We start from the raw sequence: 20709 nt of genomic DNA on the forward strand, positions 1-20709 counted from the left end.
TCAAACCTCTTCGGCGGGAAAGCGGTAGGTCGGAGAGACGAATTCGTCCTGCGCCGCGATGGTTACGATCTCGCGGGAGCCGGCCTCCTCCGTTCGCTTCAAGAGGCCGTAGACGGAGGCCGCGGCCGCCGCAAGGGCCGTGGCGGCCGAGCGTGAGCGGGCGTAGTGGACGAAGAACAGAGCCGCGATGGCGTCGCCCGCGCCGTTGACGGCAAGCGAGAGCTTGGGCGTGCGCACGCGCCAGAAGCGCCCGCGCTCCCCGGCGACCAGATCCACCGCGTCGGACGGGGTCTCCTTCGTCACCACCGAGGTGACGAGAACGGCCTTTGGACCCATCGCCTGCACGGCCCCGATGGCCTGCTTCACGTCGCTCAACGTCTCCGTGGTCAGTCCGGACAGGTAATCGAGCTCGAACTGGTTCGGCGTCACGATATCGGCGGCTGGAACCGCCTGTTCGCGCATGAATTCCGGAATGCCGAGGCGAACAAAGACGCCACGCCCTACATCGCCGATCACAGGATCACAGCAATACAGGGCCTGCGGATTGAGGCCACGAACGCGATTTACGGCCGACAGGACCGCGTTGCCGATGTCGGCGGAACCCATATAGCCCGAGAGCACCCCGTCGCACCGGTCGAGCACGCCGCGCTCGGCAATGCCGTCCACCAGTTCCTCGATGGCGGGACCGTCGAAGACCCGGCCCTTCCAGGACCCATAGCCGGTATGGTTCGAAAACTGGACGGTATGGATGGGCCACACCTCCACGCCGAGGCGCTGCATCGGAAAGACCGCAGAAGCGTTGCCCACATGGCCATAGGCTACGTGGGACTGGATCGAGAGAACATTCATGGTCTGGACCCCCTGTGTCTTTTCGGTTAGCGCATTGACCGCCCGGCTTCAAATCTCGTGGTGTGATCTCATTCATCACCGGAGCGCGAGGCAGTCCGTTCGATCGGCCATGAGCAAGGCAACCGGAGCATCTCCATGGATCTCGACGCCATCAAAACCACCGTTTTGGAATTCGTGCGGGCGAACCAGGAACTTGCGCCGTTCGCCCTCGGGCTCATGACATTTGCCGAATCCCTCGCCTTCGTGTCGCTCCTCCTGCCGACGATGACGATTCTCGTGGCCGTGGGCTTCGTGCTGGCAGCGGCCGACATCCCGTTCTGGCAGGCCTGGGCAGGGGCGGCCGCAGGCGCCGTTATGGGCAATTGGCTGTCCTATGAGATCGGCCGCCGCTACAAGAAGGCCGCTTATGACGTCTGGCCCTTGTCGCGAAGCCCGCAGATCGCCGCCCGTGGCGAATGGTTCTTCCAGCGCTTCGGCCCATGGGCGGTTTTCCTGGGGCGCTTTTTCGGGCCCATCCGGGCGGTCATCGCCCTTATCGCCGGCGTCTTCATGATGCCGGGCATCCTGTTCCAGGCGGCCAATTTCGCGTCCGCATCCGTGTGGGCCTTCGTGATCCTGGCCCCAGGCGCAGGCTTGGCCCATTTCCTCTTGTGGTAAGACCCAAGGGAACCCGGGGCTCCAGGGGTCATTAACCTCCGTCAACCAAGGAGGAACCCCATGGGCAAAGGCAAGATGAACGGCGACAACTCGGCCGATAGCAAACACCGTCCAGGCGAAACCCCGAGCGGCTCCGGCGGCACGATGAAGAACCGCAACGACCCCGGCAAGCAGGACAACAACAAGGCTCAGAACACGAAGAGCAACCGTCAGTAAGCTTTAATTTTCAGCGGTTTTCGCGAGCTTCCCCTACGTTCCCACAGGTGGCAGCGGCTTCTCGGCGTGTTACACAATGATGTAACATTGCGAAAAGCCGTTCCATGCCGCAGAGATCCTACACCAACCACGGTTGGCAAGACGACGATGCCCTTGAGGCATCACTCTCGCCGGGCGATATCACCTTGGCGGGCCTTCCAGTTTCATGGCATTCCTACGACTGGTGGCTGGCGGGCCTTGCCTATTCGGCCATCTGGATCGTCGACAGCTGGATGGTCAACGACAGCCTCCTCGCAATGATGGGAGCATCAGCCAGCCTCGCTATGACGCTCGCCCTCTGCTTTGCGGTTTACCGCCTGTGCTGCCCCTATTCGGCGTGCCTGGCGCAGATGCTTTGCCTTCTGACCGCGGCTGGCGTCCTCATCTGGCACGCCCTCTAACACATCCGCGACACCGAAAAGAAAAGGGGCGGATGAACCGCCCCTTTGTTTTGCCTGATTTCGGGAATCAGTTCCGGCTCTTGTCGACCAGGGCCTTCGCCTTGATCCACGGCATCATGTCGCGAAGGCGGCCGCCGACTTCCTCGATCGGATGGGCGGCATAGCGGGCGCGGGTGGCCTTGAACGAGGTCTGGTTGACCTTGTTCTCGAGCATCCAGTCGCGGGTGAACTTGCCCGACTGGATGTCGGTCAGGACGCGCTTCATCTCGGCCTTGGTCTCCGGCGTGATGATGCGGGGGCCGGTGACGTACTCGCCGTATTCGGCCGTGTTCGAGATCGAGTAGTTCATGTTGGCGATGCCGCCCTCGTAGATGAGGTCGACGATCAGCTTCACTTCGTGCAAGCACTCGAAATAGGCCATCTCGGGGGCATAGCCCGCCTCAACCAGGGTTTCGAATCCGGCCTTGATGAGTTCGACGAGGCCGCCGCAGAGAACCACCTGCTCGCCGAACAGGTCGGTCTCGCACTCTTCCTTGAAGGTCGTCTCGATGATGCCCGCGCGGCCGCCGCCGTTGGCGGACGCATAGGACAGGCCGAGATCATGGGCGTTGCCTGTGGCGTCCTGGTGGATCGCGATCAGGGTCGGCACGCCGCCGCCGCGCTGGTACTCCGAGCGCACCGTATGGCCCGGGCCCTTCGGGGCGACCATGAGCACGTCGAGATCCTTACGGGGCTCGATGAGGTTGAAGTGGACGTTGAGGCCATGGGCGAAGAGGAGCGCCGAGCCCTCCTTCATGTTGGCATGCAGTTCATCGCGATAGATGTCCGCCTGCAGCTCGTCGGGGGTCAGCATCATGACCACGTCGGCCCACTTGGCGGCCTCGGCCACTTCCATGACCTTGATGCCTTCCTTCTCGGCCTTGGCGGCGGAGGGCGAGCCCTTGCGGAGCGCCACCACGATGTCCTTCACGCCGGAATCGCGCAGGTTCAGCGTATGGGCATGCCCCTGGCTGCCGTAGCCGACGATGGCGACCTTCTTGCCCTTGATCAGGTTGATGTCAGCATCGCGATCGTAATAGACGCGCATGGTCCTCTAGTCCTTTTAACAAGGGGGGCCCTCGCCCCCGGCCCTTGGTTGGCGCTGCGCGTGAACGGGTGAACCCGCGCAACATTCGTTTTTCCCAGCGCCGCTTTTAGCGAACAAAGCTGCTCTGGCAAGTCGTCGTTTGTAGGAAAAATGCGGGCCCGCCCTCCAGGGAGCGCAATGGACCGACCAAACTTAGCTACGAACGATTGCAGCGGCGAAGGTTCAAAATCGTCCTCCGGCGCTCTAGATTGAAGGAAATGCCCGATCAGCCCCGTTCAGGCTTCGCCCCTCTTAAAAGGCTTGTCCCATGCAGCGCATCGCCACTCCCGACGAAGTTCTCAGTTTCTGGCGCGCCGCCGGACCTGAAAAGTGGTTCGCCAAGGACGAAGCCTTCGATCAGACCTGCCGGGATCGCTTCCTTCACACCTACGAGGCCGCCGCGCGAGGCGACCTGAACGAGTGGGAGCTTACCCCTGACGGAGCGCTTGCGGTCATTCTCCTTCTCGACCAGTTTCCGCGAAACATGTTTCGCGGGAAGCGTGAAACCTACAAAGCCGATCCCGTCGCCGTGATGGTGGCGGACCGGGCCATCGAGAGGGAGTTCAACACAAAGGTTGATCCCCTGTTTCGCCGTTTCTTCTACCTGCCCTTCATGCACTCGGAATCCCTGAGGCATCAGGAGCGTTCGGTGACCCTGAACGAAGCCCTCGGCGACGAGGACTCGATCAAGTGGGCGCGCCACCATCGCGACATCGTCGCCCGCTTCGGCCGTTTCCCCCACCGCAACCACATCCTCGGGCGCGAGACCACCCCGGACGAGGATGCATTTCTGAAGGAAAGCGACTTCAGGGGTTGAATTCTCACATCCCCTCCGCACCGCGCGCCATTGCGGCGACGCCGGTGCGCGAGACCTCCACAAGTCCTACCGCCGTCATCAGCTTGATGAAGCGCTCGACCTCCTCGGTGGAGCCCGTGAGCTCGTACACGAAGGAGGTCAGAGTTGCGTCCAGGGTGCGGGCGCCGAACGCGGAGGCAAGGCGCATGGCCTCGACCCGGTGGTCGCCCTTGCCCACGACCTTCACCAGGCAGAGCTCCCGCTCCACCGCGTCGCCGGTGAGCGTGAGGTCTACCACCCGGTGCACGGGCACGAGACGACCGAGCTGACTCTTGATCTGCTCGATGATGCTGTCCGTACCGGTCGTCACGATGGTGATGCGCGAAATATGCGCCTCGTGCTCGGTCTCGGTGACGGTCAGGCTTTCAATGTTGTAGCCGCGGCCGGAGAACAGTCCAGCGATCCGGGCCAGCACGCCCGGTTCGTTGTCGACCACGATGGCGAGCGTGTGCCGGTTGACGGTTTCGATGCGGGTGGCATCAGGATAGTGGGTGCTCATCTGGCTCATGACTCGTGGGTTCCAGGACCTTGTCTCAAGGCAGCTTGTCGGTAAACTTCGATCGGCTCTTCGTCGACTTCGTCTGCGTCGACGATCCATGCCTCCGTCAGAGCGGCATTCCTCCACTCCTGGAAAGCCGGGAGTGCAAGCACCGCATCCACGTAGGCTTGCGTCGTCGTATCGAGCGCAATCGAATAGGTGTCGAGGCGCGTCACCAGCGGCGCGTACATGGCATCGGCCGCCGAGAACTCGCCGAATAGAAACGGCCCACCTTGGCCGAAGCGCTCACGGGCTTGGCGCACGATGTCGCTAAAGCGCGCAACGTCCTTCGCAACCGCGTCGCCACGATCCCTCCGGGCGTATTTCTTGCCCAAATTCATAGGGCACGTGGACCGCAATCCCTGGAAGCCCGCATGCATTTCCGCCGCGACGGAGCGCGCCATGGCGCGAGCCTTGAGATCGACCGGCCAGACCTGAGCATCATAGGCGTCGCCCACATATTCCATGATGGCGAGGGTTTCCCACACGGTCACGTCGCTGTCGATCAGGATCGGCACCTTGCCGGCGGGCGAGTGTTCGAGAACCCGCGCCTTGGTGTCAGGTCGATCAAGCGGGATCAGGATCTCGTCGAACGCGATCCCAAGCTGCCGCATGAGCAGCCAGGGCCGCATCGACCAAGACGAGTAGAGTTTGTTGCCGATCACAAGGGTTGGCATGGCATGCATGCCTTAGACCAGCATCTTGCCCTTCTCGTCGATGACGGAGCCGATATCGGTTCCGGTCTCGCCGAGATAGTCGTTAAGCAGCATCTCGTTATGAGCCTTGCCCGACGGGATCATCGGGAAACAATTTTCCGTCTTGTCGACGATGCAGTCGAAGATCACGGGGCGGTTCACGTGGATCATCTCCAGGATCGCCGCGTCGAGATCGGCGGGCTTGTCGCAGCGCATGCCGACGCCGCCATAGGCTTCGGCGAGCTTCACGAAATCAGGCAGGGATTCCGAATAGCTCTGCGAGTAGCGGCCGCCGTGCAGCAGTTCCTGCCACTGGCGCACCATGCCCATGTACTCATTGTTCAGGATGAAGATCTTGACCGGCAGGCGATACTGCACCGCCGTCGACATCTCCTGCATGTTCATGAGGATGGAGGCCTCGCCGGCGATGTCGACGACGAGCGCCTTCGGGTTGGCGAGTTGCGCGCCGATGGCGGCGGGAAGACCGTAACCCATGGTGCCGAGGCCGCCCGAAGTCATCCAGCGGTTCGGATCCTCGAACTTGAAGTACTGGGCCGCCCACATCTGATGCTGGCCGACCTCCGTCGTCACATAGGTCTCGCGACCCTTCGTGAGTTCATAGAGGCGCTGGATCGCATATTGCGGCTTGATGGTCTCGTTCGAAGGCCGGTAGGCTAGGCAGTTGCGAGCGCGCCAGCCTTCGATCTTGTTCGTCCAGTCCTTCAAGGCGACCTTGTCGATCTGCGGCGCGGTCTGGCGCCACAGGCGCACCATGTCCTCCAGAACGTGCGCGCAATCGCCGATGATCGGAAGATCGACCTTCACGTTCTTGTTGATGGAGGACGGGTCGATGTCCACGTGGATGCGCTTCGAATAGGGCGAGAAGGCATCGAGCCGCCCGGTGATGCGATCGTCGAACCGCGCCCCGATATTGATCATCACGTCGCATTCATGCATCGCGAGGTTGGCCTCGTAGGTGCCATGCATGCCGAGCATTCCGAGGAATTGCGGATCGGACGCCGGATAGGCCCCGAGCCCCATCAGGGTCGAGGTGATCGGGAAGCCCGTGAGGCGCACGAGTTCGCGCAGCAGCGACGCCGCATGCGGACCTGAATTGATGACGCCGCCGCCCGTATAGAAGACGGGACGCTTGGCGTTCGCCATGAGTTCGATAGCGGCGCGGATCTTGTCCATATCGCCCTTGACGGCCGGGCGATATGTCTTGTGCTGGTTGTTGACCGGGCGAGAATAGGAGCCCGGCGTGAACTGGATGTCCTTCGGCAGATCGACCACCACCGGGCCAGGCCGGCCGTTCGAGGCCACATAGAAGGCCTCGTGCAGGATGCGCGGCAGGTCTTCGATGGATTTGACCAGATAGTTGTGCTTCGTGCAGTGGCGCGTGATGCCGACCGTGTCGCATTCCTGGAACGCGTCGGAGCCGATGAGATGGGTCGGAACCTGCCCGGTGATGCAGACCAGCGGGATCGAATCCATCATGGCGTCGGCAAGACCTGTCACGGCGTTCGTCGCCCCGGGACCTGAGGTCACCAGCACCACGCCGACCTTGCCCGAGGAGCGGGCATAGCCCTCGGCCGCGTGAACCGCGCCTTGCTCGTGCCGGACGAGGATATGCTTAACCTTGTCCTGGTGGAACAGGGCGTCATAGATCGGCAGCACCGCACCCCCGGGATATCCGAAGATATGCTCGACTCCCTGGTCCTGCAGGGCGCGGATCACCATTTCGGCTCCGGTCATCGTCTCGCTCATGTCACTCGCTCCGTCAGGTCTGTTTGCGCGGGTCTGTTTTCGGGTGCTGGAGGAATTCTAGGCAATAAAAAAGGCCCCTGTGGGGGCCTGTGCGCCATCGCCGGACCTGCGGGGTCAACCCCGCTCCGTCGATGGCGCTCGTACTACGAGAATAAGCTTGCGCATGAATGCAGCTCTTCGTTTCAAAAGTTGCGCAGACGCTAACCGATGGGTTTCATCCGGTCAAGCGGGAACGTATTTGGCACGAAACAGTCTAGCTTCTATGTTGGCGGGGCCTATTTCGATCAGGATCATGACGCCAAATACACTCTCGTCCACAGGCATAGCCATGAACAGCCGGCGCATTACGGCAAGGGCCCTCCTCTTGGGCGATCGCCTCGACGTGGCCGGGCTCGAGCGCAGCGATCTCCTGTCCGCCGCTCCCATCGCATTTCGGGTCGGGCAGGATGGGTTCGTGGCCCTCTTCCGTTTCGGCGCCGTCGTGCTCGTGGGGCTGACCCCCCTGGAGGAGGACGAAGTCATCCGCGGCTTGCGCCAGCGCATCTCAGGCGAATTCGCCCGCCATGAGGAAGAAACGGCCATCATCGAAATCTCCACCGAACGAGAGGACCAGATCCCTCCAGGCGGGCCGATCTACCTCAAGGAGGTGTCGACCGAGCGCCTGATCGTGATCGCGGACGCCTTGGCCAAAAGCGTGTCGCTCGCCCGGGATGAAAGAGACGCGGCTGCCTTCTTCGACATCGTCGAGCCCTTCTCCCGGCACCTTGCCGAGAAGGGACGCCACCCGGGCAGCCGCCGCGAGATCCTCAAGCATGTGGGCCACGCCCTCCTGGTCCGGCAGCGCATCTCGGGGCGCGTCGCCGTGGAGGAAAAACCCGACGTCCTCTGGGACCGCCCCGACCTGGAGCGTCTCTATGCCCGTCTGGAGGACGAATACGAGTTAAAAGAACGTGCCGCCTCGCTCCACCGGAAGCTCGAGGTCGTGGGAGATACGGCCCAGGCGCTGACCGACCTCATCAACACGGAGCGCTCGCTCAGGCTCGAACTGATCATCGTGCTGCTGATCGTGTTCGAGATCTTCATCACGTTCTACCAGATGTTCATAGGCGGGCCAGGGCATTGAGGCGGGACATGACGGCCTCGAAGCCCCTCTCCGGCTCCACCCAAGTCCAGTCTGGAAGCTGGTGCCGGAACCAGGTGAACTGGCGCTTGGCGTAGCGTCTCGTGTCGCCCTGCCCCTTCACGACGGCCTCGTCCCAATCGATCTCGCCCCGCAGGTAAGCCAAGAGCCCCGGCACCCCATGGGCCCGCATGGCAGGCAGCATCGGGTCCAGGTTGCGCTCGCCCAGGGCCCTCACCTCGTCGAGGGCACCCTGCTCCATCATGGCGAGGAAGCGCCCGTCGATGCGCCGGCGAAGCTCCTCCCGCTCGGGGGCCAGGAAGAGCTTGATGACCGGCCGGTCATTCAACAGCCCCGGCTGACGCGCGCCGTGGAACGACACGAGCGGCTGGCCGGTGGCGGCAAAAACCTCCAGGGCGCGCTGGACCCTTAGGCGGTCGGAGGGGCGCAAGGTCCGCGCAGACTCAGGGTCGCGCTCCGCGAGAAGGCGGTGGAGCTCAGGCGTTTCCAACCCTTCGCTCTCACGGCGGACTGCCTCGCGCACCTCGTCCGGCACAGCCGGAATATCGGAAAGGCCCTCTGTCAAAGCCTTGAAGTAGAGACCCGTGCCGCCCACGAAGATCGGCATCCTGCCGTCCAAGCCCCGCAGCACCTCGGCGGCATCGGCCACATAGCGCCCAACCGAGAAATTGATGGCTGCATCCACGTATCCATAGAGCCAATGCGGCGCTTGCGTCTCCTCCTCCGCGGTCGGGCGGGCCGTGAGGACCCGAAGGTCCCGGTAGACCTGCATGGAATCGGCATTGATCACGATTCCGTCGAGGGCCTGCGCCAGTTTGATGCCCAATGCGGACTTGCCTGACGCGGTCGGCCCTGCAATGAGAACCGCACCGATCCCAGCCTCACTCACCGTCCGGTCCCCACGATGGCGTCTCCTCAAAACTCTCTCGTCGCGACTCTTGTCGCCAACCCGCTCAAGCCTGCCGTCACGGATGAGGTCATCGCCCTGGCCGCGCAGGTGCTGGGACAAGAGACGGAACGGACCGTCCTGGCAAGAGGCGTTGCGGCCGACCTCGTTCTTTCGAATGCGGCCGATGCCAAGATGATCGAAGCCACCTTGCGCTCCACCCTCGCGGAGCAGCCCATTGACATCGTGGTCCAGCCCTTAAGCGGGCGGCGCAAGCGCCTGTTCCTCGCGGACATGGACTCGACCATGATCGGGCAGGAATGCATCGACGAACTTGCGGATTTCGTCGGACTGAAAGCGGAAGTGTCCGAGATCACCGAGCGCGCCATGCGTGGCGAGATCGCCTTCGAGCCGGCGCTTCGCGAGCGGGTATCGCTTCTCAAGGATCTCCCGGTGAATGTCGTCGACGAGATCATCGCAAGCCGTATCACCCTTACCCCGGGTGGACGGGCACTGGTCCAGACCATGCGGGCCAATGGCGCTTATACATGCCTCGTCTCAGGCGGCTTCACCTTGTTCACCGGCCCTATAGGCGCCAAGATCGGCTTTCACGAGCACCGCTCGAACCTGCTGATCGTGGATGGCGAGAAGCTCGCCGGAAAGGTCGAGGAGCCGATCCTCGGCCGGGAGGCAAAGCTCGCCACTCTTATCGAACTGCGCGACCGCCTCGGCCTCGGCCACCACCACACAATGGCGGTCGGCGACGGCGCGAACGATCTCGCAATGCTGGGCGAAGCCGGCCTGGGCGTGGCCTTCCGGGCCAAACCTGCCGTTGCGGCAGCAGCCCACGCCCGGATTGACCATGCGGACCTCTCGGCGCTGCTTTATGCGCAGGGATATGAGGAGAGCGAGATCGTTCGAGGCTGACGTTGCGGCAAGGGCTGAAACAAAAAGGCGGCCCGGAGGCCGCCTTTTGTCGTTCTGTCTGCGTAACCCTTACTCGATCGACAAGGCCACGAAGCGCACCTCGCCCTGGGCGTTAGACACCAGCAGGAGTGCGGATTTGCGGCCCTGGCTCTTCAAGGCGTCGATCTTCGACGTCACGTCGGACGGGTTGGAAACCGGCTCCTGGTTGACCTCCACGATCACCTCACCGGCCTGAATCCGCTTGTCGGAGGCCGCCGAGTTGGGATCGACGCGAGTGATGACCACGCCCTTGGCGTCGTCTTTCAGGCTATACCGGCGGCGCAACTCATCCGTGATCCCGGACATGTTGAGACCAAGTGCCTGGCGGGTGGCGGTCGGAGTCTCGGTGGAGGGCTGCTGCAGGCTCGCCTGCTTTTCGCCATCCTCCAGGCGGCCGAGGGTCACCTGCTTCTTCATCTCAGTGCCCTTGCGGACAATGGTCACGTCCACGGCCTTGCCCACAGAGGTCGAGGCGACGATCCGGGGCAGGTCGCGGGAATCCTTGACCTCCTTGTTGTCGAAGCGAACGATGACGTCGCCGACCTCGAGCCCAGCCGGCTTGGCCGGACCCTTCTCGTCGATGCCTGCGATGAGTGCGCCGCGGGCCGAGCCCAGGTTCAGGGCCTCGGCAGTGGCGTCGTCCACGTTCTGAATGCGGACGCCAAGCCAGCCGCGGCGGGTTTCACCAAACTCACGCAGCTGATCGATGACCGGTACGGCCGACGCGGCCGGAACCGCGAAACCGATGCCGACAGAGCCGCCCGTGGGCGACAGGATGGCCGTGTTGATGCCGATGACCTCGCCGTTCATGTTGAAGAGCGGGCCGCCCGAATTGCCCTTGTTGATGGACGCGTCGGTCTGGATGTAGTTGTCGTAGGGACCGGACTCGATATTGCGGCCCCGGGCCGACACGATGCCGGCGGTCACGGAGCCGCCGAGGCCGAACGGATTGCCGATCGCCATCACCCAGTCGCCCGGACGCAAGGCATCCGAATCGCCGAACTTCACCGCCTTGAGGGGCTTGTCGGACTTCACCTTGAGGACCGCGAGATCGATCTTGGAATCCTTGCCGACGATTTCCGCCTTGAGGCGGGTGCCGTCGGAGAAGATCACGCTGATGTCGTTGGCGTCGCCGATCACGTGGTTGTTGGTGACGACGATTCCCGACGGATCGATGACGAAGCCGGATCCGAGGGAGTTCGATCGGCGCGGACGCGACGGTGCGCTGTCGCCATTGCCGTTATTACCCTGGCCCCGACGGTTGAAGAACTCTTCAAAAAGGTCCTCGAACGGCGTGCCGGGCGGCAGCTGCGGCAAGGTCCGATTGCGGGTCTCGACGGTGGTCGAGGCCGAGATGTTGACCACCGCTCCTGTCACCTCGGCCGCAAGGTCGGCGAAGGACTCAGGCGCCGAACGGGCCTGGGCGGGGAGCGGCATGGCCGTTGCAACGAGCGCCAGCACCGCGAAGCAGGACGCGGCCAGCCGGCGCAAGGGGCGCTGGGCCAGCGCTGTCCCGAAAGGCGCCGGCGGGTTCATGGCGTGGGTCATCGAGGATCCTCTCTTGGGAATACCAGTTATAGATTGTCAGTCTGGTCCGTCATTCAAGCGCTGATTAGGGCAGAAGCGGGGCTGGAGGTCCAGCGCCGCCGCATCGGGCGGCCTCCCGCCGGAAGGCCGGAGCCGTCACGGCGAACATGGCCCTAGCCGAACTGGCGAACCAGCCAGATGATCCCGAGACCGATGATCGCAGACACGATCCCGACGATCCGCATGCGGTCGCTCGGGCTATGGGCGGCCTCATACATGGCCTTGCGCATTCCGTCCGGAAAGGCCGCAAACAAAATGCCCTCGACCATCAGAGCGAGGCCGAGGGCTGCGATAAGGTCCAGCATCGGAGTGCTTATTGAGCAGGGGCCGGCTGAGCCGGAGCGGGCTGAGCTGGAGCGGGCTGCGCCGGCGCACCTGCGCCCCCGCCGTTCCGCTGACCTGTCGCGTCATTGAAAAAACGGAAGAAGTCGGAGGTGGGGCTCAACACGAAGCGTGTGTCTCCCGCCTTCAGGCCCACTTCATAGGCCTGCATGGACCGGTAGAAGGAGAAGAAGTCGGGGTCCTGGCTGAAGGCTTCGGCCAGAATCCGGTTCCGGTCTGCATCGCCTTGACCGCGGAGTTCTTCCGCCTGACGGTTCGCTTCGGCCCGGATGATCGTGGCCTCGCGTTCGGCGCGCGCGCGGATCGTCTGAGCCCGCTGCTGTCCGTTCGCCCGAAGATCGGCGGCCTCGCGCTCACGCTCGGTCCGCATGCGCTGATAGACGGCCTGGCTGTTGGCAGCCGGCAGGTCCACGCGGGTCAGGCGGACGTCGATCATCTCGATGCCGAGGCTTCCGGCCTGCGTGTTCACGTCTTCTTGAATGCGATTCATCAGGCTGCCGCGTTCCGTACGGACGATCGCATCGCGCGAGGCGTTCGCCAGCACGTTACGCATTACCGAGTTGGTGAAGCTCGCGAGCCGCTGATTGGCCAAGGCAATGTTGCCGACCGCCTGGTAGAACTTGAGCGGATCGATGATGCGGTAACGGGTGAACGCATCCACCTCCAGGTTTTGCCGGTCGGCGGACAGAAGGGTCTGGACCGGGAGGTCGAGGTCCAGCACCCGCTTGTCGAAATACGTGACATTGTCGATGAGCGGCAGCTTGAACTTCAAGCCCGGCTCCCGGATCTCCGACTGCACGGCGCCGAACCGCAGCACGAGGGCGTACTGGGTCTGCTGCACGATGAAGATCGAGCTGTAGAGAACGATCGCCAGAAGGCCGAGCGCGATCAGGAAACCGGTGCGAAAGGTCGAGTTATTCATCGCGTGGCTCCCTGCTGGGTAGCGCTGGCCTGAGGCTGCGAGCGCTGCATTTCGTTGAGCGGAAGATAGGGTACGACCCCCTGCCCGTTCGGCTCGATGATGACCTTGTCGACACCGCCGAGCACCCGCTCCATGGTCTCGAGGAAGATGCGCTCACGGCTCACGTCAGGAGCCTGACGGTAAGCCTCGTAGACCTGGCGGAAGCGCGCGGCCTGACCGCTTGCATCGGCAACAGACTGCTCGCGATAGGCTTCGGCCTGCTGCACCGTGCGGGCCGCCTCGCCTCGGGATTCCGGAACCACGCGGCTGGCGAAGGTTTCCGCCTCGTTCTGAACGCGCACGGCGTCCTGCTGGGCGGCATTCACGTCGAAAAAGGCTTGGCGCACTTCCGAGGGGGGTTGAGCCGCCTGGAGCTGCACCACGTTGATCAGCACGCCTGCCCCGTAGGCATCGAGGGCTTCCTGCATGATCTGACGCACCTCCTGAGCCACGCTGGCCTGCTCGGTGGTCAAGATCGCCTGGATGTTGCGGCGGCCGACAACCTCGCGCATGGCGCTTTCGGCCACGGACTTGATCGTGCCTTGCGGGTTTTGCAGGTTGAACACGAAATCCTGCGCCCTGGCGGCGTTGACCTGCCAGACCGCATCGAAATCGATATCGATGATGTTCTCATCGCCGGTCAGCATCAGGCTTTCTTCGAGGATGTCACGGGAACGGGCCTGCCCGCCGGTGGAGCGGTATCCGACTTCGATCCGCTGCTGTTCGGTCACGTTGGGCTTCAACACGCGGCCGACCGGATAGGGAAGGTTGTAGCGCAGGCCTTCGCCGGTGGTGCCGGTGTAGCGGCCGAAGATCATGTTGATGCCGACCTCGTTGGGTCGCACCGTGTAGAACCCGGTCAGCAGCCAAACGGCGATCACGCCCAGGACGATGAGGATAAGGCCCTTGCCGCCCATGCCGCCGCCCGGAATGAAATTCTTAAGGCGATCCTGGCTGCGGCGCAGGATATCCTCGAGATCGGGGGGCGTTCCGTTGCCCTGCGGACCAGAACCCCAAGGGCTCTTGCCGCCTCCTCCCGATCCGCCACGCTGCCCCCAGGGGCCGCCGCCGCCGCTTTGGTTACTCCAAGGCATAGGTCGCCATTCCTCACTCAGAAAGACCGGCCGGTATCGGCCGATAAGATGCTAGGCGGTTGTGGGTGTTGTTTCTGCCGCCTGTCAAGGCTGCGAATTGGGTATTGCGACGGCTTTAGTCAACCGGCTCAGGGCTTAAGAGCGCCTTTCAAGGTCGATGAAGGTAAACGGATGCTCGTCATCCGGCCCCTTCGAGTGCTCCGTTCGCCGGGCCTCCCGGAAGGCGGAACGGTCATAGGACGGGAAGACCGCATCACCCTCCGGCGCGGCCCGAACCTCGGTGAGGTAGAGCTTCTGCACATGCGGCATGGCAAGATCGTAGATCTCGGCTCCGCCCACCACCGCGACCGCATCGGCCCCCATGTCCTGCCCAAGGAGGGACCCGAGAGCGGCCGCCTCGTCCCAGCTATGAGCCACATGGATCCCCTCCGCGGAGAAATCCGGATCCCGCGTGAGGACGATGGTTTCCCGCCCGGGGAGAGGTTTTCCGATGGACTGGAAGGTCTTGCGTCCCATGATCATCGGCTTGCCCCAGGTCAGGTCCCGGAATCGCCGGAGATCGGTCCTGATCCGCCACAGGAGCTGGTTGTCACGCCCGATGACGCCGTTCTCGGCGACCGCAACGACGAGGATGATGGGAAGGGTCATGACGCCTCGGCGAGTTTTGCAAGATTTTCACCGGTCAAGCGCTGCACCGTCCACTCGTTCATGGGCATGGCCCCGATGGATTGGTAGACGCCCAAGGCTGGCTCGTTCCAGTCGAGCACCCACCACTCGAGCCGCGCCAAATCCTCGGCGAGGCAGCGGCGGGCAAGATGCCGCAGCAGGGCCTTGCCGATGCCTTTGGAGCGAAAGTCCGGCCTGACGAAGAGGTCTTCCAGATAGAGGCCATGACGGCCCCTGAAGGTAGAAAAATTGTAGAACCAGAGGGCGAACCCCGCTGGCTCCCCGTCCCACTCGGCGATATCGGCAAAGACGCGCGGCTGCGGCCCGAACAAGGCCTCGGCGATATCCGCCTCCGTGGCGTCCACCTCATGGGCCAGACGCTCATATTCGGCGAGCTCGCGGATGAACGCGAAGATGAGGGAAGCATCCCGTGCTTCCGCCTTGCGGATGGTGAGACTCATGCGCCCGTTGTGCCTAAGGTTGGCGGCGCTGTCGAGGTCACTCGGCCTCATCCTCCGCCTGGACCCGCCGGGGCGACCCCCATGTGTCGAGAATGGCGTTCATATCGTCGAGAACGAAAAACCGTGCGCTCTCCACGTCATAGCCCTCGTCGAGAAGGCTGTCGTAATCGGTCAGCCTGTGTCGGATATAGGCCGTAAGTGACAGCCACGCGGCTGTTTCGGGCGAGGCCGTATGCAGGCCGCGGCTCCCAAGAGCGTGGTCCCTCACCGCTTCGAACTCATGCCGCGGGATGCGCGGCGCGAGGATGCGGACGGCGCTCTCGATCGCCTCCTGCCTGTTCATGTGCGCCTAAACCGCCACGGGTGCCTTGATGGCCGGGTGCGGGTCGTAATCCTCGATGGCGATATCGTCGAACGTAAAGTCGAACAGGGACCGGATCGTAGGATTGAGCCTGAGCTTCGGCAGGGGCCTGGGCTCCCGCGTTAGCTGCAGGCGCGACTGCTCGAGATGGTTGAGGTAGAGATGGGCGTCGCCGAACGAATGCACGAAATCCCCCGGCTGGAGACCGGTGGCCTGCGCCATCATGTGCGTGAGAAGCGCATAGGATGCGATGTTGAACGGAACGCCCAGGAACACGTCGGCCGAGCGCTGGTAGAGCTGGCACGAGAGACGGCCGTCAGCCACGTAGAACTGGAAAAGGCAATGACACGGCGCAAGCGCCATCTTGTCAAGATCGGCCGGGTTCCAGGCGGAGACGATGAGCCGGCGGGAATCGGGATTGCGGCGGACCTCGTCGACGACCCAGCGGATCTGGTCGACCGTGCCGCCATCCGGCTTCGCCCATGAGCGCCACTGCTTGCCGTAGACGGGGCCGAGATCGCCGTTCTGGTCGGCCCACTCGTCCCAGATGGAGACGCCGTTCTCCTTGAGGTAGCGTATGTTGGTGTCGCCCTTCAGGAACCACAAAAGCTCGTGGATGATCGAGCGCAGGTGCAGCTTCTTCGTGGTGACCACTGGAAAGCCGTGGCTCAGATCGAAACGCATCTGATGGCCGAACACTGAGAAGGTCCCCGTTCCGGTCCGGTCGTCCTTGCGGACGCCCTCGTCCATGATGCGGCGCAAGAGATCGTGATAGGCTTGCATGAAACGCTCCTCGGCTCACCATATGTCAGGGCACCGCCTTCCGGGAGTCGATTCTCGCCATCTAGGCGGGCTTGTCCCCGGTCTTTCAAATACGGTTCGTTCTTCGTATATTAACTCCGTCGGCTGCAAGGTCGGCAGAAGATCACATCGTCGTTGCGGAAGAATTGCCGAGATGCGGATTCCGCCTCTGCAACCGACTCGACGCCTTTGTGGTTGACCGTCAGGCGGGATCGGATGCATCTGGCAACGAAGTCCCGCTTTCTTTTCTCAAGGGCTCCCATATGGCCGGTAAAGACCTGATCCGCTACGATCTCCTGGTTCAGGACGCCCTGAAGGGCGTCGTGCGCAGGGTGTTGATCGATGCCGGGAAAGACGGCCTTCCGGGCGAACATCATTTCTACATTTCATTTCGCACCGACTTTCCGGGCGTGCGCCTGTCGAACCGCCTGCGGGAAAAGTATCCGCAGGAAATGACCATCGTGCTCCAGCACCAGTTCTGGGATCTGGGCGTCACCGAACACGCGTTCGAAATCGGATTGTCCTTCTCGGGCGTTCCCGAGCGTCTGCTCATTCCTTTCGACGCCTTGACCGGGTTCTTCGATCCTTCCGTCCAGTTCGGCCTCAAGTTCGAGTCCCAGGACGAGGATGAGGATGAAATCGTCGAGACCGCGCCGCCGCCCGTTCCCGTGCGCACGACCGATTCCGCCCCTGTGGAATTGAAGAAGCCCTCCACGCCTCCCGCCGAGAAGAAATCGGAACCTCAGAAAATTCCCGCATCGGCGTCTCCAAAGGCTGCCCCGGCGAAAGCCGCAACGGAGCAGGCCCCCGGTTCCCCCGAGCCCGGCGCGGCCGGAAGCGCCGAGGTCGTCAGCCTGGATGCATTCCGCAAGAAGAACTGACGCAGGCGAAGAGCCGCAACGTCAAGTACGCCGCGTCAGACGCATCGGCAACCCACCGCGAGGCCTCAAGGTGATCCGCTGCAACGGCATCACCTCGTGCCCCGGCACAAGGTCGAGCCTGACGCTCCTGACAATGGTCGCCAGCACGATGACGGCCTCCTGCAGCGAGAAGCTTGCCCCGATGCAGACTCTCGGGCCGGCCCCGAAGGGCAGATAGGCAAATCGATCGATGCGACCGCGTTCCTCGGGCAGGAAGCGCTCGGGCCGGAAGACATCGGGCTGGTCCCACAGCTTCTTGTGCCGATGAAGAACGTAAGGGGCGATTGCCACGATCGAGCCGGCCGGGATCTCCAGGTCGCCGATCCTGTCGTCGTTGATGGCCGCGCGGCTCATGTAGGGGGCGGGCGGATAGAGCCTGATGGCTTCGTCGATCACCGCGCGGGTGTAGACGAGCTGCTCGAGATGGTGCGGCTCGACGGTCCCTTTTCCCAGAACCTCGTCCACCTCCCGCTCGATCCTGGCGCGCGCCGTCTCGTCCTGGGACAGGAGGTAGAGCGACCAGGACAAGGCGTTGGCCGTCGTCTCATGCCCGGCTCCGATGAAGGTGACGATATTGGCCCGCACCTCGATGTCGCTGAGCCCCTTGCCGGTCTCCGGATCGGACGCCTCCAGGAGAAGCGTCAGGAGGTCCCGGGGCGCAGCCTCGCCGCGAGCGATCAGCGCCTTCCTGGCGCCGATGAGATCACCGACCATCTCGTCGAAAAAGCGAATGGCCGGTCTGGTGCGCAGGCGCCCGATCCGCGGAACCCAGTCGGGGAACCCGAAGATATCGAGTGGATCGACCCGCCCCTGCCCTTCGAAAAAGCGCGTGATGGCGCGGCCGAGCGCGTCCGGATCCCGCGCGACCCCGGTGGTGAAGATCGTGCGCTCCAGGACGTCCAGGGTGATCCGGGTCATTTCGAGGGCGGCATCCACCACACGGCCATCGGGACGCCTCTGCCAGCGCCTGACAAGACGCTCCGCAGCTTCGACCATGGGCGGGAAGAAGCCCGCAACGTGGCGCGGGGTGAAGAGCGGCGCGATCGTGCGCCTCTGGAGCTTCCACTCCTCGCCCTCCGCGGTGACAAGTCCTCGCCCGAGACCGGGAGCCAGGATGCGAATCTGAAGGTCGTCCTTGCGATAATTGGAGGCGTTGTCGAGGAGGACGTGGCGGATGACGGCGGGATCGTTCACCACGGTCAGGCGTCCCAGCGCCCCCTCGCCCGTGATCACCAGCTCCTCGAAATGCTCCTCCATCCAGGTCGCCAGGGGATTGCGGCGCACCTCCATCAGAAAGGCGAGCGTTCCGAGCGGTTCTGTGCGCGGCTTCGGCGCGGGCGGATGGAAACGGGGCGCTTCGAGGGTCTCGACCATGAGTTTTTACAAAGCCTCCTGCGCGTTCACTGTTGCGAGCGCTCCACTTTGAGATAAGAACACGCAACACCATCGAAAGAGGTCACGATGTCGCCCGCAACCCGTACCGAGACAGACACCTTCGGTCCCATCGAAGTTCCCGCCGACAAGCTCTGGGGCGCCCAGACGCAGCGCTCGATCCAGAATTTCCGCATCGGCACGGACCGGATGCCCCTTCCCCTGGTCCATGCGCTCGCCATCGTGAAGCAGGCGTCCGCCCTGGTGAACAAGGACCTGGGCAAGCTCGACGCCAAGCTGGCCGACGCCATCGCGAGCGCGGCGGCGGACGTGGTGCAGGGCAAGCACGACGATGAATTTCCCCTCGTGGTTTACCAGACGGGCTCGGGCACCCAGTCCAACATGAACATGAACGAGGTTCTGTCGAACCTTGCCATCGAGCGCCTCGGCGGCGAGCGCGGCAGCAAGAAGCCCGTTCATCCCAACGACCACGTCAACATGGGCCAGTCGTCGAACGACTGCTTCCCGACCGCCATGCACATCGCGGTGGCCCGCGACATCCATGACCGGCTCCTCCCGGCCCTTCGGCACCTGCACAAGGCCCTGGACGACAAGGCGGTAGCCTTCAAGGACATCGTGAAGATCGGCCGCACGCACCTTCAGGACGCGACCCCGGTCACCCTGGGCCAGGAATTCTCCGGCTATGCCATGCAGATTCAGCTCGGCATCGCCCGGATCGAGGCGACCCTGCCGGGCCTCTACGCGCTCGCCCAGGGCGGCACCGCCGTCGGCACGGGCCTCAACGCCCATCCGGAATTCGCCGCTCGCTTCGCCCAGAAGGTCATGGAGCTGACCGCCCTTCCGTTCACGTCGGCGGCCAACAAGTTCGAGGCCCTGGCGTCCAACGACGCGCTCGTGTTCACCCATGGGGCGCTGGCGAGCCTTTCGGCGGGCCTGTTCAAGATCGCCAACGACATCCGCCTCATGGGCTCGGGCCCGCGCTCCGGCCTCGGCGAAATCTCCCTGCCGGAGAACGAGCCCGGTTCGTCGATCATGCCCGGCAAGGTCAATCCGACCCAGGCAGAGGCCATGACCATGCTGTGCGCTCAGGTGGCCGGCAACCAGACCACCGTCACCTTCGCGGGCAGCCAGGGCCATTTCGAGCTCAACGTGTTCAAGCCGGTGATCGTCAACGCCGTGCTGCAATCGATCCGTCTCTTGGCGGATGGAGCCGTCAGCTTCGCGGACAACGCGGTGGTCGGGATCGAGCCCAACCACGAGCGCATCAGCGAGCTCATGCAGCGCTCGCTCATGCTCGTGACGGCCTTGGCCCCGATGATCGGCTACGACAAAGCGGCAGCCATCGCCAAATCCGCGCACAAGAACGGCACCACCTTGAAGGACGAAGCCCTGAAAGCAGGCGTGTCGGAGGAGGATTTCTACTCCGTCGTTCGTCCTGAGACCATGCTGGCTCCAGGCTAGGATCTATCGAGGCCCATGGCCGAGATCATCAATCTGCGCCAGGCGCGCAAACGGAAGGCGCGGACCGACAAGGAGGCCCGCGCCGCCGAGAACCGCGTCGCCTTCGGCCGCACCAAGGCCGAGCGCGATCAGACGAAGGCCGAGCGCGAGCTGGCAAACCGCCAGCTCGACTCGCATAAACGCGACGACGAGACGTCCTGAATGGGCTTTGGCATCGTCAAGCGCTCCGTGGCCATTGCCGGCCACCGGACCAGTATCTCCCTGGAAGAACCGTTCTGGGAGGCTCTGCGGGACATCGCCGAACAGGACGCGGTGTCGATTCAGGCCCTGATCGGGCGCATCGACGCCGCGCGCGGCGAGCAAAACCTGTCCTCAGCCATTCGGGTCTTCGTCCTGAAGCGCCTGCAGCAAGCTGGTCCGTCGTCGGGCGAGGTTGATAGCCCAACATCTTAAGGGTTCAGCTCACCACACCGGCCTCATCCTGAGGAGCGGCGAAGCCGCGTCTCGAAGGAGGTTCCAGTACTGT

25 protein-coding genes are annotated in these 20709 nt (G+C 63.5%); 10 read left to right on the forward strand and 15 right to left on the reverse strand.

Annotated features, from left to right (window positions below; translation table 11 throughout):
• A complete protein-coding gene (gene pdxY / locus DRB19_RS00725) occupies positions 1–849 on the reverse strand; it encodes a pyridoxal kinase PdxY (RefSeq protein ID WP_114184100.1) in 849 nt (282 codons plus the stop codon).
• Positions 850–984: 135 nt separating this feature from the next.
• On the opposite strand from pdxY, the gene DRB19_RS00730 reads away from it, so the two are divergent.
• The 3 genes from DRB19_RS00730 to DRB19_RS00735 all read left to right on the forward strand — a co-directional run bounded on the left by DRB19_RS00730 (position 985) and on the right by DRB19_RS00735 (position 2162).
• On the forward strand, positions 985–1506 hold the full coding sequence (locus DRB19_RS00730; RefSeq protein WP_114184101.1) for a DedA family protein: 522 nt from the start codon (positions 985–987) through the stop codon (positions 1504–1506).
• 60 nt (positions 1507–1566) lie between these two features.
• Positions 1567–1722: a hypothetical protein gene (locus DRB19_RS29680; RefSeq protein ID WP_162815544.1), complete on the forward strand. Its 156-nt coding sequence runs from the start codon at positions 1567–1569 to the stop codon at positions 1720–1722.
• A 104-nt stretch (positions 1723–1826) separates the two neighbouring features.
• On the forward strand, positions 1827–2162 hold the full coding sequence (locus tag DRB19_RS00735) for a hypothetical protein (RefSeq protein ID WP_114184102.1): 336 nt from the start codon (positions 1827–1829) through the stop codon (positions 2160–2162).
• A 67-nt stretch (positions 2163–2229) separates the two neighbouring features.
• Here DRB19_RS00735 and ilvC read toward each other — a convergent pair whose 3' ends face one another.
• Positions 2230–3249 carry a ketol-acid reductoisomerase gene (gene ilvC / locus DRB19_RS00740; RefSeq protein WP_114184103.1) on the reverse strand — a complete coding sequence of 340 codons (1020 nt, stop codon included), beginning with the start codon at positions 3247–3249 and terminating at the stop codon, positions 2230–2232.
• 307 nt (positions 3250–3556) lie between these two features.
• On the opposite strand from ilvC, the gene DRB19_RS00745 reads away from it, so the two are divergent.
• Positions 3557–4105: a DUF924 family protein gene (locus tag DRB19_RS00745; protein WP_114184104.1), complete on the forward strand. Its 549-nt coding sequence runs from the start codon at positions 3557–3559 to the stop codon at positions 4103–4105.
• A gap of 4 nt (positions 4106–4109) precedes the next feature.
• Here DRB19_RS00745 and ilvN read toward each other — a convergent pair whose 3' ends face one another.
• From ilvN to DRB19_RS00760, 3 genes are read right to left on the reverse strand one after another with little or no spacing between them, the layout of a single operon-like run.
• Positions 4110–4652, reverse strand: coding sequence for an acetolactate synthase small subunit (gene ilvN / locus DRB19_RS00750; RefSeq protein WP_114184105.1), 543 nt, complete (start codon positions 4650–4652; stop codon positions 4110–4112).
• Positions 4649–5359, reverse strand: coding sequence for a glutathione S-transferase family protein (locus DRB19_RS00755; protein ID WP_114184207.1), 711 nt, complete (start codon positions 5357–5359; stop codon positions 4649–4651). The genes ilvN and DRB19_RS00755 overlap by 4 nt, the downstream gene beginning before the upstream one ends.
• Before the next feature lie 12 nt (positions 5360–5371).
• The gene (locus DRB19_RS00760; RefSeq protein ID WP_114184106.1) at positions 5372–7144 is read right to left on the reverse strand and encodes an acetolactate synthase 3 large subunit; all 1773 of its coding nucleotides are present in this window, start codon (positions 7142–7144) and stop codon (positions 5372–5374) included.
• 292 nt (positions 7145–7436) lie between these two features.
• Between DRB19_RS00760 and DRB19_RS00765 the strand changes: the two genes are divergently transcribed.
• Entirely contained in the window at positions 7437–8267 is an 831-nt protein-coding gene (locus tag DRB19_RS00765; protein ID WP_114184208.1) for an RMD1 family protein, read from the forward strand.
• Here the strand turns inward: DRB19_RS00765 and miaA are convergent.
• Positions 8245–9174 (reverse strand): tRNA (adenosine(37)-N6)-dimethylallyltransferase MiaA, encoded by a 930-nt coding sequence (miaA, locus tag DRB19_RS00770; RefSeq protein WP_114184107.1) that lies wholly within the window; start codon positions 9172–9174, stop codon positions 8245–8247. The two genes, DRB19_RS00765 and miaA, sit on opposite strands and share 23 nt — an antisense overlap.
• 15 nt (positions 9175–9189) lie before the next feature.
• Between miaA and serB the strand changes: the two genes are divergently transcribed.
• A complete protein-coding gene (gene serB / locus DRB19_RS00775) occupies positions 9190–10098 on the forward strand; it encodes a phosphoserine phosphatase SerB (RefSeq protein ID WP_114184108.1) in 909 nt (302 codons plus the stop codon).
• Between the two features lie 69 nt (positions 10099–10167).
• Here the strand turns inward: serB and DRB19_RS00780 are convergent, their stop codons facing one another.
• The 8 genes from DRB19_RS00780 to DRB19_RS00815 all read right to left on the reverse strand — a co-directional run bounded on the left by DRB19_RS00780 (position 10168) and on the right by DRB19_RS00815 (position 16392).
• On the reverse strand, positions 10168–11685 hold the full coding sequence (locus tag DRB19_RS00780) for a DegQ family serine endoprotease (protein WP_114184109.1): 1518 nt from the start codon (positions 11683–11685) through the stop codon (positions 10168–10170).
• 152 nt (positions 11686–11837) lie between these two features.
• Entirely contained in the window at positions 11838–12029 is a 192-nt protein-coding gene (locus DRB19_RS00785) for a DUF2065 domain-containing protein (RefSeq protein ID WP_114184110.1), read from the reverse strand.
• Between the two features lie 8 nt (positions 12030–12037).
• Positions 12038–12988: a protease modulator HflC gene (hflC, locus tag DRB19_RS00790; protein WP_114184111.1), complete on the reverse strand. Its 951-nt coding sequence runs from the start codon at positions 12986–12988 to the stop codon at positions 12038–12040.
• Positions 12985–14121, reverse strand: a complete 1137-nt coding sequence (gene hflK, locus DRB19_RS00795; protein WP_114184112.1) for an FtsH protease activity modulator HflK — start codon at positions 14119–14121, stop codon at positions 12985–12987. Before hflK ends, hflC begins: the two co-directional genes overlap by 4 nt.
• 135 nt (positions 14122–14256) lie before the next feature.
• The gene (locus DRB19_RS00800) at positions 14257–14769 is read right to left on the reverse strand and encodes a dihydrofolate reductase (RefSeq protein WP_114184113.1); all 513 of its coding nucleotides are present in this window, start codon (positions 14767–14769) and stop codon (positions 14257–14259) included.
• Positions 14766–15248: a GNAT family N-acetyltransferase gene (locus DRB19_RS00805; protein ID WP_114184209.1), complete on the reverse strand. Its 483-nt coding sequence runs from the start codon at positions 15246–15248 to the stop codon at positions 14766–14768. The genes DRB19_RS00800 and DRB19_RS00805 overlap by 4 nt, the downstream gene beginning before the upstream one ends.
• Positions 15249–15285: 37 nt before the next feature.
• Positions 15286–15591, reverse strand: coding sequence for a DUF2293 domain-containing protein (locus DRB19_RS00810; protein WP_114184114.1), 306 nt, complete (start codon positions 15589–15591; stop codon positions 15286–15288).
• 6 nt (positions 15592–15597) lie between these two features.
• On the reverse strand, positions 15598–16392 hold the full coding sequence (locus tag DRB19_RS00815) for a thymidylate synthase (RefSeq protein ID WP_114184115.1): 795 nt from the start codon (positions 16390–16392) through the stop codon (positions 15598–15600).
• Between the two features lie 281 nt (positions 16393–16673).
• Here DRB19_RS00815 and DRB19_RS00820 point away from each other — a divergent pair, with 281 nt between their 5' ends.
• Entirely contained in the window at positions 16674–17291 is a 618-nt protein-coding gene (locus DRB19_RS00820; protein WP_114184116.1) for an SspB family protein, read from the forward strand.
• A 21-nt stretch (positions 17292–17312) separates the two neighbouring features.
• Here DRB19_RS00820 and DRB19_RS00825 read toward each other — a convergent pair whose 3' ends face one another.
• On the reverse strand, positions 17313–18704 hold the full coding sequence (locus tag DRB19_RS00825; RefSeq protein WP_114184117.1) for a cytochrome P450: 1392 nt from the start codon (positions 18702–18704) through the stop codon (positions 17313–17315).
• An 87-nt stretch (positions 18705–18791) separates the two neighbouring features.
• Between DRB19_RS00825 and fumC the strand changes: the two genes are divergently transcribed.
• From fumC to DRB19_RS00840, 3 genes are read left to right on the forward strand one after another with little or no spacing between them, the layout of a single operon-like run.
• Positions 18792–20183 carry a class II fumarate hydratase gene (gene fumC / locus DRB19_RS00830; protein ID WP_114184118.1) on the forward strand — a complete coding sequence of 464 codons (1392 nt, stop codon included), beginning with the start codon at positions 18792–18794 and terminating at the stop codon, positions 20181–20183.
• Between the two features lie 15 nt (positions 20184–20198).
• Positions 20199–20384, forward strand: coding sequence for a DUF4169 family protein (locus tag DRB19_RS00835; protein ID WP_114184119.1), 186 nt, complete (start codon positions 20199–20201; stop codon positions 20382–20384).
• The gene (locus DRB19_RS00840; RefSeq protein ID WP_114184120.1) at positions 20385–20636 is read left to right on the forward strand and encodes a ribbon-helix-helix domain-containing protein; all 252 of its coding nucleotides are present in this window, start codon (positions 20385–20387) and stop codon (positions 20634–20636) included.
• The last annotated feature ends 73 nt before the right edge of the window (positions 20637–20709 follow it).

The sequence above is a fragment of the Microvirga aerophila genome, from assembly GCF_003332305.1.
GTDB classification, from domain to species: Bacteria; Pseudomonadota; Alphaproteobacteria; order Rhizobiales; family Beijerinckiaceae; genus Microvirga; species Microvirga aerophila.

Excerpts from the sequence above, each read along its gene's own strand:
- DRB19_RS00805 (WP_114184209.1), bottom strand. The coding sequence starts at position 15,248 with ATGAGTCTCACCATCCGCAAGGCGGAAGCACGGGATGCTTCCCTCATC.
- ilvC (WP_114184103.1), bottom strand. The coding sequence starts at position 3,249 with ATGCGCGTCTATTACGATCGCGATGCTGACATCAACCTGATCAAGGGC.
- pdxY (WP_114184100.1), bottom strand. The coding sequence starts at position 849 with ATGAATGTTCTCTCGATCCAGTCCCACGTAGCCTATGGCCATGTGGGC.
- DRB19_RS00800 (WP_114184113.1), bottom strand. The coding sequence starts at position 14,769 with ATGACCCTTCCCATCATCCTCGTCGTTGCGGTCGCCGAGAACGGCGTC.
- DRB19_RS00730 (WP_114184101.1), top strand. The coding sequence starts at position 985 with ATGGATCTCGACGCCATCAAAACCACCGTTTTGGAATTCGTGCGGGCG.
- DRB19_RS00840 (WP_114184120.1), top strand. The coding sequence starts at position 20,385 with ATGGGCTTTGGCATCGTCAAGCGCTCCGTGGCCATTGCCGGCCACCGG.
- DRB19_RS00755 (WP_114184207.1), bottom strand. The coding sequence starts at position 5,359 with ATGCCAACCCTTGTGATCGGCAACAAACTCTACTCGTCTTGGTCGATG.
- DRB19_RS00765 (WP_114184208.1), top strand. The coding sequence starts at position 7,437 with ATGACGCCAAATACACTCTCGTCCACAGGCATAGCCATGAACAGCCGG.
- hflK (WP_114184112.1), bottom strand. The coding sequence starts at position 14,121 with ATGCCTTGGAGTAACCAAAGCGGCGGCGGCGGCCCCTGGGGGCAGCGT.
- DRB19_RS00745 (WP_114184104.1), top strand. The coding sequence starts at position 3,557 with ATGCAGCGCATCGCCACTCCCGACGAAGTTCTCAGTTTCTGGCGCGCC.
- serB (WP_114184108.1), top strand. The coding sequence starts at position 9,190 with ATGGCGTCTCCTCAAAACTCTCTCGTCGCGACTCTTGTCGCCAACCCG.
- ilvN (WP_114184105.1), bottom strand. The coding sequence starts at position 4,652 with ATGAGCCAGATGAGCACCCACTATCCTGATGCCACCCGCATCGAAACC.
- DRB19_RS00835 (WP_114184119.1), top strand. The coding sequence starts at position 20,199 with ATGGCCGAGATCATCAATCTGCGCCAGGCGCGCAAACGGAAGGCGCGG.
- DRB19_RS00825 (WP_114184117.1), bottom strand. The coding sequence starts at position 18,704 with ATGGTCGAGACCCTCGAAGCGCCCCGTTTCCATCCGCCCGCGCCGAAG.
- hflC (WP_114184111.1), bottom strand. The coding sequence starts at position 12,988 with ATGAATAACTCGACCTTTCGCACCGGTTTCCTGATCGCGCTCGGCCTT.
- DRB19_RS00735 (WP_114184102.1), top strand. The coding sequence starts at position 1,827 with ATGCCGCAGAGATCCTACACCAACCACGGTTGGCAAGACGACGATGCC.
- DRB19_RS00780 (WP_114184109.1), bottom strand. The coding sequence starts at position 11,685 with ATGACCCACGCCATGAACCCGCCGGCGCCTTTCGGGACAGCGCTGGCC.
- DRB19_RS00760 (WP_114184106.1), bottom strand. The coding sequence starts at position 7,144 with ATGAGCGAGACGATGACCGGAGCCGAAATGGTGATCCGCGCCCTGCAG.
- DRB19_RS00810 (WP_114184114.1), bottom strand. The coding sequence starts at position 15,591 with ATGAACAGGCAGGAGGCGATCGAGAGCGCCGTCCGCATCCTCGCGCCG.
- DRB19_RS00785 (WP_114184110.1), bottom strand. The coding sequence starts at position 12,029 with ATGCTGGACCTTATCGCAGCCCTCGGCCTCGCTCTGATGGTCGAGGGC.
- DRB19_RS00815 (WP_114184115.1), bottom strand. The coding sequence starts at position 16,392 with ATGCAAGCCTATCACGATCTCTTGCGCCGCATCATGGACGAGGGCGTC.
- fumC (WP_114184118.1), top strand. The coding sequence starts at position 18,792 with ATGTCGCCCGCAACCCGTACCGAGACAGACACCTTCGGTCCCATCGAA.
- DRB19_RS00820 (WP_114184116.1), top strand. The coding sequence starts at position 16,674 with ATGGCCGGTAAAGACCTGATCCGCTACGATCTCCTGGTTCAGGACGCC.
- DRB19_RS29680 (WP_162815544.1), top strand. The coding sequence starts at position 1,567 with ATGGGCAAAGGCAAGATGAACGGCGACAACTCGGCCGATAGCAAACAC.